This window comes from Citricoccus sp. NPDC055426, assembly GCF_040677445.1.
Taxonomy (GTDB): domain Bacteria; phylum Actinomycetota; class Actinomycetes; order Actinomycetales; family Micrococcaceae; genus Citricoccus.
In genome coordinates this window covers 183,089-198,564 of record NZ_JBFARZ010000005.1, presented here as the reverse complement: position 1 = coordinate 198,564, position 15,476 = coordinate 183,089, and the positions used below count along the sequence as shown (strand labels likewise).

Genomic DNA, 15,476 nt, shown 5'->3' with positions numbered 1-15,476 from the left:
GTGTATGGGCACCGGATGAGCGGGGTGTCTCGGTTGGGTCACCGGCCTCCCATGTCCAGGCATTGGCAGTGGAGCCGCTGGGCGCGGAATAGGCGCTCTCGTTGGCCGCGGCGGGGCCCATGCCGGCTACCGTGGCCCCCACCACGGTGGCCAGGCCGACCGCGCCCATGGTGAGGGAACGACGGCGGTGAGAACGGCGGGCCTGGGCTTCAGCCTCGATGCGGGCACGGTGGGTGGGATAAGACTGAAAGTGCCGGATTCTCGGGCCCGTTCTCGCCTCCGAGCGTTCGCGACAGCGTCCTCCGTCAAGCGGGATCTTCATGGAATCTTCAAACACCAACACTTCATCCGGGCCGGACGGGCGGCTTACGGTCGATGGTGTGGCGGGCCGGTTCCAACCAGTTCGTCTTCCTAGATCGGACCGATGAAGGAGTACGACATGACCCATCACGTGAGCTCGATGCTGGATACCTACCCGAAGGACCTGGGGAACATCGATCGGCAGAAGCTGGCCGAGTGCATCGAGGCCTGTTTCGAGTGCGCCCAGACCTGTACGGCCTGCGCCGACGCCTGTCTGGCCGAGGACATGGTCGCCGAACTGCGCCAGTGCATCCGGTTCAACCTGGATTGCGCCGACATCTGTGAAACCACCGGCCGGGTGCTGTCCCGCCAGACCGGCAACAACGCCGAGACCACCCGGGCGCTGCTTGAGGCCTGCCGCACCGCCTGCAAGGCGTGCGCCGAGGAGTGCGAGAAGCACGCCGACATGCACGAGCACTGCAAGGTGTGCGCCGAGGCCTGCCGGCGCTGCGAGCAGGCGTGCGCCGAGTTGCTCGCCTCCATGGGCTGAGCACAACCCTGTCCGATGCCGGAACGCCGGTCAGAGTCAGCAGCGTGGAACACGTGCTGGACCTGACTGGCGCACTCGTGCAAGAGCATCCCCGCAGAAGGAGAACCCGCGTGTCAAAGACAGAACACCGCAGTGACCAGGGTGGTGATCACGGCGGTGGTCATCAGGCGCCGCACCGCTCCCTGACGATGTACCTGCGGTTCGCCGCGATGATCCTGACCGGCATGGTGGTCATGTATTGGACGATGTTCGCCGGTTCCTGGGAATGGTCCCACGTGCGCTGGAGCGAGAGCCGGTTGTTCATGGCCCTGACCATGGGCGGGGCCATGGGCCTGGTGATGCTGGCCTGGATGCTGAACATGTACCGGAACCCGAAGGCCAATATTGCTGTGGTGGCGGTCAGCGTATTGCTCCTTGGCGGTGGCATCGCCCTGGATCGCAGTCAGGCGACCGTGGACGACAGCGACTTCATGCGCGCGATGATCCCGCACCACTCGCTGGCCATCACGAGGTCCGAGCGTGCTGGCATCGAGGACGTTCGGGTGTGCGAGCTTGCCGTGGAGATCAGTCAGGCCCAGCGGAGGGAGATCTTCGAGATGGACTGGCTGATCCAGGACATCCAGGACAACGGCATCGCCACGACCCCCGAACAGGCGCAAGCACGGGCCGTGCCTGACTACGAAGAGCCGGCCGAACGCCAGTGCCCCACCGACTGACGGATCCCCAGGGCGCACCCCGAGCACTGTCGGGATCCCGATGGACGTTCAACCGATGCGCCAGGACCCACACGGTGCTATCCGCCAGGGTGGATGGAGCCGTGTGGGTCCTTTCAGCGCAGCAGCGGAGCGGCAGAGCTGATCGAGACGGGGCGGTGGATCCCGTCAGAGACTTTCGAGCATCTGCTCCATTTCAGTGATCTCGGCTTCCTGGGCGTCGATGACCTGTTCTGCCAGTGCCACAGCCTGAGGGTTTTGACCGTTGTCGACCTCGTCTTGGGCCATGTCGACAGCACCCTCGTGGTGGGCGGTCATCTGCTCCAAGTAGAGCCGGGCGGCTTCGGTGTCCTGGGCCGCCTCGAGGTCGGCCAGGTCTTGATCGGACATCATCCCGGACATTCCACCGTGGTCCATGCCCTCCATATCTGCCATGGGTTCCGCGTCCCAAGCGGCGAGCATGGCGTTCATGCGCTCGATCTCCGGACCCTGGGCATCAATGACCTGCTGGGCGAAGTCTGTGACCTCGGCCGGGATGTCGTCCTTGGCCAGCAGCATCTCGCTCATTTGAACGGCCTGCTCGTGGTGGGGGAGCATCATCTGGGCGAACATCACGTCCGCGTCGTTGTGCTCGGCCGAGATCTCCTCGGCCGGGATCTCCTCGGCCGAGCCGGTGGCCGGGGCGGACGGGGTCGCGGTCTCCGTGGCCGCCGAAGTGGCAGCAGCCGAGCTGGTGGCCGGGGCAGACTCGGAGCCGGCGCCGTTGTCCTCGGCGCCGGTGCCGCACGCAGTCAGCGTCAGGGCCGAGGCCAGGGCCAGGGCGGCCAGGGTGGTGGTATTTCGTTTCAAAATGGTTCCTTCCGGTGGGAGTTTCGACAGGGGGTCCGGGCCCGCGGTCAGCTGGTGGCCGTTGCGGGCTGGGGTGCGGTGTGCGGCCGTGGGCCACTGGCCGGGGCCAGCCGGGCAGGATCCAGGTCGATCCGACGTAGCAGTTGAGCGTTGAGGGCAACGACGATGGTGGAGGCGGACATCAGCACCGCTCCGACGGCCGGGGAGAGCACGAACCCGATGGGGGCGAGCACGCCGGCGGCCAGGGGCACGGAGACCAGGTTGTAGCCGGTGGCCCAGATGAGGTTCTGGATCATCTTGGTGTAACTGGTCCGGGAGAGCTCGATCATGGACAGCACAGCGCGTGGATCATTGCCGGCCAGCACGACGCCGGCCGATTCCATGGCCACGTCGGTGCCGGCCCCGATCGCGATGCCGACTTCGGCGCGGGCCAGAGCGGGGGCGTCGTTGACACCGTCGCCGACCATGGCCACGCGCAGCCCGCGGGACTGCAGCTCGGTGACCTTGGAGTCCTTGTCCTGCGGCAGGACTTCGGCGAAGATCTCGTCGATCCCGAGGTCCGCGCCCACGGCTTGGGCGACCTGGCGGGCGTCGCCGGTGATCATCGCGACTTTCACCCCGCGGTCGTGCAGGGCGGCCACGGCGGCTCGGGATTCGGGGCGGACCTGGTCCTCCACGGCGAGGGTCCCGATGACGGCACGGTCGCGGACCACGTGCAGCACCCCTGCCCCCCGGTCGGTCCAGGCCCTGGTGTCGGCGGTGAGGGCCTCGGGGGTGTCCAGGGCGAGTTCGCGGAGCATGTTCGGCCCGCCCACGCGGACCTCGGACCCGTTGACGGTGGCTTTCACCCCGCGACCGGTGGCGGACTGGAATCCGGTGCCGCGCAGGCCCAGCCCGGCGGCCTCGGGGTGGTCGGTGGCGGCGGTGACGATGGCGCGGGCCACGGGGTGTTCGCTGTCGGCCTCGGCCGCGGCGGCATAGGCCAGAAGCTGTGCCTCGGAGGTGCCCGGGGCCGGTGCTGTGCCGGTGAGGACGTGGGCGCCCTCGGTCAGGGTGCCGGTCTTGTCGAACAGGACCACGTCGATGGTGCGCATCCGCTCCAAGGCCAGCCGGTCCTTGATGAGCACCCCGGCCTGGGCGGCGCGTTCGGTGGAGATCGCGATCACCAGCGGGATCGCCAGGCCCAGGGCATGGGGACAGGCGATGACCAGCACGGTGACGGTGCGGGTGACGGCGTCATCCGGCTGGCCGATCACCACCCAGACGATGGCGGTGATGACGGCCGCCCCGAGGGCGAACCAGAACAGCAGCGCGGCGGCCCGGTCGGCCAAGGCTTGGGCGCGGGAGGAGGATTCCTGGGCGTCGGCGACCATCCGTTGGATGCCGGCCAGGGCGGTGTCGGTCCCGGTCGCCTCGATGGCCACCCGCACGGTGTTGTCGGTGGCCACGGTCCCAGCCACCACCGTGTCCCCGACGCCGCGGGAGACTGCCTTGGACTCGCCAGTGATCATCGATTCGTCGAACTCCGCGGTGCCCTCGATCAGGGTCCCGTCCGCGGGTACGCGGGCCCCGGACCGGACCAGGACCGTGTCCCCGACCACCAGCTCACCGATCGACACGGTCACGGTGGTGCCGTCCTCGGTGACTTTCTCGGCCTCGTCGGGCAGCAGGGCGGCCAGGGCGTCCAAGGCGGAGGAGGCCGCGCCCAGGGCGCGCATCTCCATCCAGTGGCCCAACAGCATGATGACCACCAGCAGGGCCAGTTCCCACCAGAAGTCCAGCATGAATCCGCCGAGACCCAGGGACGTGATCCAGGAGGCCACGAACGCCACCGTGATGGCCATCGCGATCAGCAGCATCATCCCGGGCTGATGGGAGCGCAGTTCCGTGAGCCCGCCCTTGAGGAAGGGCATGCCGCCGTAGAAGTAGATCACGGTGCCCAGCACCGGGGCGATCCACTCAGAGCCCGGGAACTCGGGGACCCGGTAGCCGAGCAGGTCCGCGACCATGTGGCTGAAGACCACCACCGGGATCGACAGCACCAGCGAGAGCCAGAACCGGTTCTTGAACATCGCCACCGAATGCCCGGCGTGCTCCCCGTGGTGATGGACCTGGTGCTCCTCGTCCACCGCCGAGTGGGCATGCTCGTGCGGCATGGCCTGACCGTGCGTGTCCTCATCCACGTGATGGCCATGCTTGGTGTGCTGGCCGTGGTCGGTGTGTGGCCCGGGGCCGGCGCGCCGGTGGTCTGGGTGGTCGTGGTCGGGGGTGTTCATGCTGTTCCTTCCGCATGGGCCCCTCACGCGGGGCCAGGTGTTCCGGTGGGGGGGTCAGGCGGCGGGGGTGTAGCCGGCCTCTTCGATGGCCGTGCGGACGGTGTCAGAGCTCGCCGGGCCGGTCACGGTGACGGTGGAGACGCCACCGGCGACCAGCTCGACCTCCACCGCGGTCGCCCCGTCCAGTGCGGAGACCTCCTCCATGACCGAGGCGACGCAGTGTCCGCAGGTCATGCCCTCCACCCGGTACGTCGAGGCCCCGTCCGGGCTGGGCTTCCCAGCTGCCGGGGCCTCTTGCCCTGCGCCGGCGCCGGAGTCGGGTGCGGGGGTGCAGCAGGCGCAGCCGGTGGTGGCCACTGGCAGCGGGGTGCGGGTTGTGTTCTCCATGGGTGTTCTCCTCGGCTGATCGTGGGGTGCGGCAGGAATCGGTGCAGCCCTTCTCTTCTTGGTATATACCCCTAGGGGGTATATGGCAAGAGCGTGGGTCATCCTCCGGCGGTGTGTGTCTGTGGGCGGGGGAGGTCGATAGTGAAGACCGCGCCTCGGCCCGATCCGGATACGGCGCTGAGGGTTCCGCCGTGGGCCTCGACCAGAGCGCGGGCGATGGCCAGGCCGATGCCGGAGCCACCGTGGTCGCGGTCGCGGGCGGTGTCGCCGCGGTAGAAGCGTTCGAAGATCTGCGGCAGGTGTTCGGCGCCGATGCCCTCGCCGGTGTCGGCGACCATCAGGGCCAGGCGCCCGGGGCGGTGGGAGGTGGCGTGCAAGGTGACGGTGCCGCCGGGCGGGGTGTGGCGTAGGGCGTTGGTGAGCAGGTTGCCCAGCACCTGGCCCATGCGTTGACGGTCCACCTCCACAGACCCGCCACAGTCCCCGGCGTCCACCTCCAGAGTGATGCCCTTGGCGGTGAAGGCCCCGCGGTGGGCCTCGGCCACCTCCTCCAGCAGTTCGTCCACGGCCAGCTCGGTGCGATCCAGGGTGAGGTGCCCTTCCTGGGCGCGGGAGACGTCGCCGATGTCCTCCACCAGCCGGCCTAGGCGTCGCAGCTGTCCGGACATCAGCTCCGCGGTGGGCCCGTCCCAGGAGGTGACCCCGTCCTGGAGGGCGTCGACGTAGACGGTGAGCACAGAGACGGGGGTGCGCAGCTCGTGGGCCAGGTCCGAGAGCATCCGCCGGCGGGTGGTCTCGGTGCGCTGGAGCCGGGAGGCCATGGTGTTGAAGGCCCCGGCTACTGCATCCATTTCGGTACCTGCCTCCAGGGGCGGGACCCGGGTGTCGTAGCTGCCGCCGGCCATGGCCAGGGCCGCGGAGCTCAGCCGGCCCAAGGGACGACGGATGCGCCGGGCGCACCAGGTGCTGATCAGCAGCGCGCACACCAGGGCGGTACCCAAGGCCACCGCCAGAACGATGAGGTTGGCGTCTCGGTAGGCCTGCTCTGCGTGTAGCAGCGCGGCCGAGCCCTCGCTGCGCCCGGCCATGAGCAGATGGGTATGGAAGATCGGCGGTCCGGCCACCACCGCCACCGCCAGCGCGGCCAGCAGGCTGACGGCCACCACCAGCAGCTGAGCGGCCAGGAAGCGTGAGGCCAAGCCGTGGCCGTGCCGCCGGCTCACCGGGCCACCATCCGGTAGCCGACCCCGCGGACGGTGTCGATATGGTGTCCCGGGTCGTCGTTGAGCTTGCGGCGCAGGTTCCCGATGTGCACGTCCACGAGCCGCTCGTCCCCGACCCAGGCTGGGTCCCACACGGTGTCGATGAGCTGGCGGCGGGTCATCACCTGCTGCGGACGGGCGGACAGGGCCGCCAGCAGGTCGAACTCGGTGCGCGTCAGCCCCACCGGCAACCCGCCTACTCGAGCCTCGTGCGCGGCCAGGTCCACGACCAGGTCCCCGAACACCCGGGCAGGCTCGACCGGGTATACGGCGGTACGCGGTCGGCGCAACACCGCGGCGACCCGGGCGACCAGTTCGCGCACGCTGAAGGGTTTGGTGATGTAGTCATCGGCCCCGGCCCCTAGCCCGGCCAGTTTGTCCTCCTCGTCCCCGCGGGCGGTGAGCATCAGCACATAGCACTGGGAGAAGGCCCGCAGTCGGCGGCAGACCTCGATTCCGTCCAGCCCGGGCAGTCCCAAGTCCAGGATCACCACATCGGGGTCATGGCCGCGGGTTGCTTCCAGGGCGTCGGGACCGGTGTGGGCGACCGTCGCGTCGTAGCCGGCCCGGGCCAGATAGGTCGCCACCATCGCCGCCAGCGGCTTCTCGTCGTCCACGATCAGCACCCTGCCGGCCGAGAGGGTGGAATCAGTGCCAGGATCCATGCCTCCAGTGTCTCCCCACCATCCCGGCCGACACCCCGACGCCGGCCCGCGCCAGGGGAATCTTCGTCAAACCTTCAAACCAACCACCCCGGGTACGCCGACGCTCCGGGGGAGAATGGAGAGTCGATCCTCGCCGTGTGTCGCGAGGCGGAAAGGAACCCGTGACCTCACTGTCCCGCAGAACCATCATCGGCGGAGGCCTCGGCCTGTTGGGCTCAACCGTCCTGGTCGCCTGCTCGCCCACGATCCCGGACACCGGCAGCGTCGGCACAGCCACCGCCGACGCCCTCGATCCGAAGGCCCGGCGACTGCTCGCCGCCCACGGTATCGAGGCCTCCACCGCCGAAGATGCCGTCGCCGCCCTGGACCGGGTATCCAAGCCGCGCCCCCTGACCCTCACCGGTTCCGTCGGATACGACCAGGTCGTCTTCGCCGACGACTCCGACCAGGTCACCGTCCCTCTGACCGGCGGGCAGTTCTACCTGTCCATGGCGCCCTATCGCACCCAGACACACGAGTGCTACTACCACAACCTCGGAGGGTGCCAGGGAGAACTCACCGACACCCCCATCCACGTCACCGTGACCACCGATGCCGGCAAGATCCTCCTTGACGAGGGTGCCACCACCGGCGCCAACGGCTTCATCGGCTTCTGGATCCCCCGCGACCACACGGGCACCGTCACCATCACCGCCGCCGATACAACGGCCAGCACACCCTTCGACTCCGGCCCGGACGGACCCACCTGCCTCACCACCCTGCATCTGGCCTGAACCCCCGGACATCCACGCAAGCCAGCCCCCAACGCTAAAAGGCTTTGAAAAGCTACAGCTTGCGCACAGCCATTCGAGGGCCGTTGTTGACTCCCTATGCCCGGTGAGACACACCTGCCTTGATACTCACTGCTGATCGGCAGCATCAGACGGCGGATGCCAGAATTCGCACGCACGAGATGCCACCTTGTCGACGCTGGGACTGTCCGTAAGGGGACGGCAGCAGCAGTTCGTAAGCGCTGCCGAGGGTCATATGGGCAACGGTGCGGTGTTCGTAAGGGGATCGTCTTTCGGGACGCTCAGGGCGACCTGACGGATCGGCCGGCACATCGGGCCCATGGCTCAGCAGCCTTGCTCGCGTGGAGGAAAGCCACCTGCGTGCTGTAGCCGAGGACCTCGGCAACGAGCGAGGGCGGGCATTCGAGGACGAGCTCACCGATGGCTCGGTGGCGGGCGCTGAGGGGTTGACGCCCAGGTCGCGCAGCCGCTCTATGACGGTGTTGGGGTGCAGGTGATGGCCGGCCAGTGTGCTGGGGAGGCTTGCAGAGTTGATTCCTCTGATCCAATACTCAGGCCACCTCGTGACGTCATCTGAATTACAGGCCGGGTGTCCATGCAGGTGGCCACTAGACACTGGGTCTGGCGCTGATCGGGGGGGGCGACTATCTGGTGCCTGGGGGGGCGCGCGGTATTGACAGGCCCGGGTTGATCTAGTCAGCGGCTCGTGGTCAGGACGGACGGGGGGTTGTGCCGCTGCCTTGTCTGCCCTTACGCAGCCCGATTTCGTATGCGGTGAAGGCGATCAGCGTCACTGTGATCAATGGGAGGACAAACCATGCCATCACGGCGGTAAATCCTTCCAGTGCGTCGTGTGCGGTGGCAGCCAGGATGAGATACCCGAGGTAAACCAGATACAGGGCTACGAACAGGGCGCCTTCCCATCGCGCCACCGTGAAGCCGGTGAAGGCTACGGGCAGCAAGGCGATCGCGGCCGCCAACATTACCGGGATATCGAAGGCCAGGGCGGCGCTGGATACGGGAATGCCCTCGAGGGAGATCATGGCTGGCAACCCGAGCACGACTCCGATGTTGAAGATGTTGCTGCCGACCACGTTGCCAATCGCCAAGTCACGTTCGCCACGGCGCACGGCGATGAGGGAAGTCGCCAGCTCAGGCAGAGATGTGCCGATGGCCACGACGGTTAAACCGACCACTAGGCTGCTCACCCCGAGCGTGGTGGCCGTGTTCACCGCGCCCTCGACGAGGAGCGTGGCCCCGGTTACCAGGAGAGCAACTCCGAACACCACGAGCAGAATCGACTTTCCGCTCGAGGCCACAGGCAGTTTCTGGGCATGGGCGGAGGTGCCGATACCCGGGGAACCCTCAGCCAGCTGCATAACAGGGGCCTTGGACTGTGTCCTTCTGCGGCCGATGGTGACGGTCAGCACGGTGTGAGCGACCACGGCACCGAACAGGATTAGCCCGTCTACCGCGCTGATCACCCCGTCGAGGCAGACCAGCAGCAGCGCCGCGGACAGAGAAAGCATCAGGGGGAGATCAAAGCGCACCAACCGTTGTGTCGCGGCCAGCGGCAGAACTAGAGCGGAGAGGCCGAGAATGAGCAAGACGTTAGCAATGTTGCTGCCGACCACATTGCCCACCGCCAGTCCGGGTTCGTCGCGCAGGACCGCACCGATACTCACCGAAAGCTCGGGCGCCGACGTGGCCGCCGAGACCACGGTGAGCCCAACCACCAGGGAGGAAACCCCCGCTCGACGAGCCAAGGCGGAGGCCCCTCGCACCAGTACCTCCCCGCCCAGCACCAGCAGCACCAACCCGACAATGATCCGCCCCAGGTCTAGAAAGTCCATAAGTAGGAGTCTACGGATCACAACCCGAGTCGCGATGAGCACTCCATCGACCCGGTTGAGCACCCGCATGAGGATCCCCAAAGGGAGCCGAAGTCCTCTGGACGGTACGTTGACAGTCATGGCCACCCCGAATGCACCGATGGATAATTTCAGCTGGCTTCCCCAGGAGTTGGAAAGCGTCGCCCTGCGGTTGGCAAGGGCTGACGAATGCTCCTTCGACATCGGAGCCGTGGCGTCCAAGTGGTCCTCAGATGGCCCTTTGGGCTTTGAACAGGTACGCCGAGGGGATGAGGTGCAGACCTTCCTGAAATCGGTGAAACCGGTCCCTCCAGTCGTGGCGCTGTTATTCAGCGAGGCCGTGAATCATCTCCGGGCCGCGATCGACAACGTCATCTGGTATCTCGTGGAGCGGGAACACGGCCAGCTGAGCGGCTTCAAAGCAACCTTGGTCAACATGCCGATCCACGAGTCCCTAGAGGCCTTCGACAAGTGGACGAAGCGGAGGGTGAAAGAGGAGATCACAGTCTTTGGTCCCGACGCCCCGCTGGGCCGCCGCCTGCGGATACTCCAGCCGTATGTCGATCTGCAGAGCGATGTGCCGTCGATGAGCGAGACCCTGGCCGCAATAGTGGGTCACAAGGTTGAATACGCACAGCCTCTCCGTCTCTTGCAGGCGTATTCGAACGAGGATAAGCACCGCGCCATCCGGGTCGCCGCAGCCAGAACCTTTAGCTCCACGGACCGAATACCTCTGGCCGAGCAGAATCTCTACCACCAGGAACTGAAGGTGGGCGACCCGATGGGGCCCCCAGCGCCCTGGGGCCAGGTCTCCATTCTGGAAACCAACACGGCACTGATGATCGAGCGGCCAGCTCCCTTTGCTGCCTGGGTCAATCCCGTCAATGACCTCAGCGCAATGCGGCGGCATGTGAGCCAAGTCGTTGTTCCCGTGTTGCTGACCGGCCTGCAAATGCCGAACGGGCTGCCGCCTCAGATCGACCTCGGGGACAGCGGGCTGTCCAACCGCGAACGTTTAACCGCCGCGTCCTGGGATGACGCTCATACGCGTCTGATGAGCGTTGTTTGGGAGCGGTACCACGAGGCCATGAGTCGAGGCGTGCAGTTCACTCCCGTCGTGGAATGCACCGATGCTGACGAAGAACCGCAAGATGGCACGAGTTAACGCCAATTGAGATCCTCGACTTGAAACTGTGAGCTGGGAGCGACTCCCAATTCCCTCCCTAGGCTTTGGAACTACTGGATCAGACCGAATCCATAAACGCACCGCAAGGCGTTCCTCACCGCCGAGGCAGTGAAGAACTTCGCGTGCTCTCCGAGTGTCACATCGTGGTCCCGATGAGCGAACGGCCTACGGCGGCAGTTCAGAGGTGCTGCCGAGGGTCATCTGGGCGACGGTTCGGGCCCGGATGGGGATCCCCTTACGCCAAACGGACGTGGGCGCCCCGCTAGGTTGGCTTAAGTGAGCGACAGACCATCAAGCGAAGAGTGGGAAGAACGCCTAGCCAAGATCCGGGAGGCATTGGGACACTGGCGCGAACGGGTGAAGTTTCCTGACAATGTCGCACCCGGCTCGTCTCTATCGGCGGATGATCAGGTTCACCCTGAAATGCCGTGCAGCCAGCTCGCCTGGTGGGGATTGACCGTCGGCGTGGAGCACTTAGACGGATGCGTAGCGCTGGTGGATCACCAGTTGGAACACGACCGACCGATTCTGCCAGCGGCCACCTTCACCGTGCTGCGGGGGGCCTTGATCGGATCGTCGCAGGCGGCGTTGCTGCTATGTACCCGTAAACGCGAGCAGCGCATCAACTACGGGTTGCGCATTGCTCGGGAGGAATACCTGCAGGCGCTCTACTTTCGAGGCGCCACGGCCGGTCACCCGGCTGTGGCTGAGATGGAGGGCATCGTGACTCCGGACAGTGACTTCTTGGATTGGCCTCAGGAAGGAATTGAGCGCGTGGAGACGCTACTCAAAGCGCGTGGCGTGTCCAGGTCGAACCTGAAGTTGAAAGACACTGACCTCATCAAAGAAGCTGCGAAAGTCGTCCATAGCGGCGAGGATGCTGCCCTGCTCCAGCTGGCTACGGAGATGGAATGGAGGCTCGGTAGTGGCTCCGCTCATGGCCGCCTGTTGATGAACATGCACCGCCCGCAAGGGCATAGCCGAGGTGATGAGGGACGCGTGGCATTTTTCGGCACCGCGAAAGACATGGTCGTCCAACAAATGGCGACGGCCTGGTTCCTCCTCAATGAGGCATGGCGCATGTGGGAGTTGCGAACCACATCGTCAGCGTCCAATTAGACGTTCCCTGAACGCGACGACCAGATCGCGCACCGCCGGAGCAAGCCGGGCCGACCGATCGACTTCGGCGAGCGGCAGCAGGCTCGCTGTCGCGGCCGCAATGTCGTGGAGCGGTGATTCAACCGCCTCAAGCAGTGGTGCCGGATCGCGATGCCCTCGGACAAGACCGTCGGCAGCTACCACGCCGGACTGTGCCTGGTCGCCACCTGCTCCTGGCTCGGCACCGGTGGTCGCGGCACGGCTCAGACGTAGCGGCAGACCTGGTCCGGGCCGCAGGTGTCCGGCCGGACGGGGATGGCCGCCTCGCGTAGCTCGGTGAGGGTGTCGCGCAGGACGGTCAGGCTGCGCAGTTGGTACTCGATCTCCGCTAGGCGCTCATCGAGCAGGTCACGCACGTGCGCGCAGGGCGCCTGCCCGTCATCGCGGATGTCCAGGACCTGCTTGACCTGGGCCAGAGTGAGCCCGGCGGCCTGTCCCCGGCGGATGAAGTCCAGTCGGGACAACACGTCGGGGCGGTAGTCGCGGTAGCCCGCCGGCGTCCGGTCTGGGGCCGGGAGCAGGCCCTGGTCTTCGTAGAACCGCAGCGTCTTGGTGCTGGTGCCCGCCGCGGCGGCGAGTTCCCCGATCCTCATGGCCACCTCACTTCCCGGGGTGACTGGCAAGCCTGCCTTGACCTTCCCCTGTACTGGAAGGTCCATTCTGGTGCTCAGGATGATGTTTCGCCAAGTGATGGAGGTAGCGGTGAGAGGTGAGCGGGTGGACCTGGCGGTGATCGGTTCCGGTGGGGCGGCGTTCTCGGCCGCGATCCGGGCCCGGAACCTGGGCAAGTCGGTGGTGATGATCGAACGGAGCACGGTCGGGGGGACCTGCGTGAACATCGGCTGTGTGCCGTCCAAGGCGCTGATCGCCGCGGCCGCGGCCCGGCACGGGGCCGCCGACGCGCCCGGCCGGTTCCCCGGCATCAGCACCACCGCTGGCCCGGTGGACATGCCGGCACTGATCCAGGCGAAGCAGTCCCTCGTGGAGGGCCTGCGGTCGGACAAGTACGTCGACCTCGCTGCCTCCTACGACTGGCCCATCCGGCCCGGAGAGGCCTCCTTCGCCGGCACCCCGGACGCCCCGGTGCTGCAGGTCACCGGCCCCGACGGGGATACCGCGCTGATCGAAGCCGAGCACTACCTGATCGCCACCGGCGCCCAACCCTGGGTCCCCGACCTCCCGGGGCTGGACCGGGTCGACTACCTGACCTCCACCACCGCGATGGACCTCCCCGAGGTGCCCGAGTCCCTGCTGGTGCTCGGCGGCGGGTACGTCGCCCTGGAGCTGGCCCAGCTCTTCGCCCGGCTCGGCTCGGCGGTGACCATGCTGGTCCGCTCCCGCCTGGCCTCGGCCGAGGAACCCGAGGTCGACCAGATCCTGGGCGAGGTCCTCGCCGAGGAGGGCATCACGGTGATCCGCCGCGCCCAGATCACCGCCCTCATCCAGGACGAGGCCACTGGTGAGGTCACCGCCGCCGCGACCGTGGCCGGCGGTACCGCCCGGTACCGCGCCCAGCGGGTGCTGGTGGCCCTGGGCCGGCGCCCGGTCACCGAGACCCTGAACCTGGACGCGGTCCAGGTCGCCACCGGGGCCGGTGGGCAGATCCTGGTCGATGACTTCCTGGCCACGTCCACCCCGCGGATCTGGGCCGCCGGGGACGTCACCGGCCACCCCGAGTTCGTCTACGTCGCCGCTCAGCACGGGGCGATGGCCGTCGAGAACGCCTTCACCGGCGCCGGGCGCACCGTGGACTACTCCCACCTGCCCCGGGTGACGTTCACCAGCCCGGCCATCGGCGCGGCCGGGCTCACCGAGCACCAGGCCGTGGCGGCCGGCTACCGCTGTAACTGTCGGGTGCTGCCCCTTCAGTACGTGCCCCGGGCCCTGGTCAACCGCGACACCCGCGGGTTTATCAAGGTCGTCATCGACGACGACACCGGTCGCATCCTCGGCCTCACCGCCCTGGCCCAGGACGCCGGCGAACTCGCCGCCGCCGGAGTCTTCCTCCTCGACGCCGGACAGACCTACCAGCACGTCGCCGGAATGTGGGCGCCCTACCTGACCATGGCCGAGGGCATCAAGCTCGCCTGCCAGGCCTTCACCACCGACCCCTCCCAGCTGTCCTGCTGCGCCTAACCCAGCCCCCGGGGCGCCGACGCTGCGTCGTAAGGGGATCCTTCTACGGGATGGGGGCCGGGTTGTTGTGCGTAGTAGACCCGGTAGCCCGGTCCATAAGTCAGCCGAAGTTCCAGGGATACACGTACAGAGGTGGCCTTGACGACCGGCAGGGGCTCACGCTTCGGATGCCGGAGATCCGATGGCGAAGTGAAAAGAACCCGGCCCCATGGGGACCGGGTTCTTCGTGGTTGCGGGGGCAAGATTTGAACTTGCGACCTCCGGGTTATGAGCCCGGCGAGCTACCGAACTGCTCCACCCCGCGTCGGGACAGTCCATCCTACAGGTTTGGCACCGGCGTCCCAACCACGTCTCTACCCGACCTCGGCAGGCCGGGCCGTTGGACCTTGAAAATTCGGTGGCGGAAGCGCTTGGTGGCAGTGCCGAGCGTTGCTCGGCGCTTGAGCCCAGCCACCCAGGCTCGGCCAAGCCGATCCCCCTGGAGGTGCGTCGTGAGCGCCCTGCACATCGGATATGCCCGCTGTTCAACAGACCAGCAAGACCTGACCGCCCAACGTGACGCTCTGCTCGCCCTTGGCGTCGAGCCAGAACGGATTTACGTGGACCACGGCCTCACCGGTTCCAACCGCGAACGGCCCGGGCTGCGCGAGGCGCTTGCCGCCTGCCGCGCGGGTGACACCTTGGTGGTGACAAAGCTCGATCGCCTCGCCAGGTCTCTTCCCGATGCCCGGGCGATCGCCGACCAGCTGACGGCCCGGCAGATCAGCCTGTCGTTGGGCGGATCGGTCTACGACCCCACCGACGCGGTCGGGCGACTGCTCTTCAACGTCCTGGCCATGGTCGCAGAGTTCGAGTCTGATCTGATCCGGCTGCGCACCCGCGAGGGCATGAAGGTCGCCAAGGCCAGGGGGCGTCTGCGGGGTAAGCAACCCAAGCTCAACCACCGCCAAGAGGCGCATCTGGTCTCCCTGATCCACAGTGGCGAGTACTCCACTCTTGAGGTCGCCGAACTCTTCGGCGTCGGCCGTTCGACGGTCTACCGCGCCATCGAACGGCAACGAATAGCAATCGGTGCCGACTCCGCTGAAACCGCATCGCGATCTTGAGACCTCGCAGCCATCAACCGTCCCTCCAACAGAAAAATGACACCATGCGGACGATGACCTTCGCCATGAACCTGAGTCTGGATGGCTTCGTCGCTGCGCCCGGGGATGACCTCGACTGTGACGCCCGCCTGGTCACCCACTCGGTCCTGATGGGCGGCGGCACGCCGGCCGACGGCGTCCTCCTGACCCGGTACGAGACCAGACGCTGACCACCGGACCGGGGGGT

At 67.0% G+C, this 15,476-nt stretch carries 15 protein-coding genes and 1 tRNA gene; 8 read left to right on the top strand and 8 right to left on the bottom strand.

Going from position 1 to position 15,476, the window contains the following annotated elements; genetic code table 11:
* Nucleotides 1–439: 439 nt before the first annotated feature.
* On the top strand, nt 440–850 hold the full coding sequence (locus AB0K08_RS09910) for a four-helix bundle copper-binding protein (protein ID WP_363353882.1): 411 nt from the start codon (nt 440–442) through the stop codon (nt 848–850).
* Between the two features lie 44 nt (nt 851–894).
* On the top strand, nt 895–1,566 hold the full coding sequence (locus AB0K08_RS09905; protein ID WP_363353880.1) for a DUF305 domain-containing protein: 672 nt from the start codon (nt 895–897) through the stop codon (nt 1,564–1,566).
* A gap of 165 nt (nt 1,567–1,731) precedes the next feature.
* Here the strand turns inward: AB0K08_RS09905 and AB0K08_RS09900 are convergent, their stop codons facing one another.
* The 5 genes from AB0K08_RS09900 to AB0K08_RS09880 form a co-directional block, all read right to left on the bottom strand.
* Nucleotides 1,732–2,412 carry a DUF305 domain-containing protein gene (locus AB0K08_RS09900; protein ID WP_363353878.1) on the bottom strand — a complete coding sequence of 227 codons (681 nt, stop codon included), beginning with the start codon at nt 2,410–2,412 and terminating at the stop codon, nt 1,732–1,734.
* Between the two features lie 47 nt (nt 2,413–2,459).
* The gene (locus tag AB0K08_RS09895; protein WP_363353989.1) at nt 2,460–4,484 is read right to left on the bottom strand and encodes a copper-translocating P-type ATPase; all 2,025 of its coding nucleotides are present in this window, start codon (nt 4,482–4,484) and stop codon (nt 2,460–2,462) included.
* Nucleotides 4,485–4,742: 258 nt separating this feature from the next.
* Nucleotides 4,743–5,075 carry a heavy-metal-associated domain-containing protein gene (locus tag AB0K08_RS09890; RefSeq protein ID WP_363353876.1) on the bottom strand — a complete coding sequence of 111 codons (333 nt, stop codon included), beginning with the start codon at nt 5,073–5,075 and terminating at the stop codon, nt 4,743–4,745.
* A gap of 98 nt (nt 5,076–5,173) precedes the next feature.
* Nucleotides 5,174–6,298 (bottom strand): ATP-binding protein, encoded by a 1,125-nt coding sequence (locus AB0K08_RS09885; protein WP_363353874.1) that lies wholly within the window; start codon nt 6,296–6,298, stop codon nt 5,174–5,176.
* The gene (locus tag AB0K08_RS09880; protein WP_363353872.1) at nt 6,295–7,002 is read right to left on the bottom strand and encodes a response regulator transcription factor; all 708 of its coding nucleotides are present in this window, start codon (nt 7,000–7,002) and stop codon (nt 6,295–6,297) included. The genes AB0K08_RS09885 and AB0K08_RS09880 overlap by 4 nt, the downstream gene beginning before the upstream one ends.
* A 161-nt stretch (nt 7,003–7,163) precedes the next feature.
* On the opposite strand from AB0K08_RS09880, the gene AB0K08_RS09875 reads away from it, so the two are divergent.
* Nucleotides 7,164–7,775: a CueP family metal-binding protein gene (locus AB0K08_RS09875; RefSeq protein ID WP_363353870.1), complete on the top strand. Its 612-nt coding sequence runs from the start codon at nt 7,164–7,166 to the stop codon at nt 7,773–7,775.
* 728 nt (nt 7,776–8,503) lie between these two features.
* Here the strand turns inward: AB0K08_RS09875 and AB0K08_RS09870 are convergent.
* On the bottom strand, nt 8,504–9,646 hold the full coding sequence (locus AB0K08_RS09870) for a calcium/sodium antiporter (protein WP_363353868.1): 1,143 nt from the start codon (nt 9,644–9,646) through the stop codon (nt 8,504–8,506).
* A gap of 118 nt (nt 9,647–9,764) precedes the next feature.
* Here AB0K08_RS09870 and AB0K08_RS09865 point away from each other — a divergent pair, with 118 nt between their 5' ends.
* Nucleotides 9,765–10,829, top strand: coding sequence for a hypothetical protein (locus AB0K08_RS09865; RefSeq protein WP_363353866.1), 1,065 nt, complete (start codon nt 9,765–9,767; stop codon nt 10,827–10,829).
* A gap of 297 nt (nt 10,830–11,126) precedes the next feature.
* Nucleotides 11,127–11,969 (top strand): hypothetical protein, encoded by an 843-nt coding sequence (locus AB0K08_RS09860; RefSeq protein ID WP_345354544.1) that lies wholly within the window; start codon nt 11,127–11,129, stop codon nt 11,967–11,969.
* 242 nt (nt 11,970–12,211) lie between these two features.
* On the opposite strand, the gene AB0K08_RS09855 is transcribed toward AB0K08_RS09860, so the two are convergent.
* Nucleotides 12,212–12,601 (bottom strand): heavy metal-responsive transcriptional regulator, encoded by a 390-nt coding sequence (locus tag AB0K08_RS09855; protein ID WP_115930598.1) that lies wholly within the window; start codon nt 12,599–12,601, stop codon nt 12,212–12,214.
* Nucleotides 12,602–12,710: 109 nt separating this feature from the next.
* Here AB0K08_RS09855 and merA point away from each other — a divergent pair, with 109 nt between their 5' ends.
* Complete coding sequence (gene merA / locus AB0K08_RS09850; protein ID WP_363353863.1) at nt 12,711–14,144, top strand: mercury(II) reductase; 1,434 nt, start codon at nt 12,711–12,713, stop codon at nt 14,142–14,144.
* A gap of 227 nt (nt 14,145–14,371) precedes the next feature.
* Here the strand turns inward: merA and AB0K08_RS09845 are convergent.
* Nucleotides 14,372–14,448 (bottom strand) — tRNA-Met (locus AB0K08_RS09845).
* Nucleotides 14,449–14,635: 187 nt separating this feature from the next.
* On the opposite strand from AB0K08_RS09845, the gene AB0K08_RS09840 reads away from it, so the two are divergent.
* Both AB0K08_RS09840 and AB0K08_RS09835 read left to right on the top strand, forming a co-directional pair.
* Nucleotides 14,636–15,250 carry a recombinase family protein gene (locus tag AB0K08_RS09840; protein ID WP_363353861.1) on the top strand — a complete coding sequence of 205 codons (615 nt, stop codon included), beginning with the start codon at nt 14,636–14,638 and terminating at the stop codon, nt 15,248–15,250.
* Nucleotides 15,251–15,294: 44 nt separating this feature from the next.
* Entirely contained in the window at nt 15,295–15,459 is a 165-nt protein-coding gene (locus tag AB0K08_RS09835) for a hypothetical protein (protein ID WP_363353859.1), read from the top strand.
* Nucleotides 15,460–15,476: the final 17 nt, after the last annotated feature.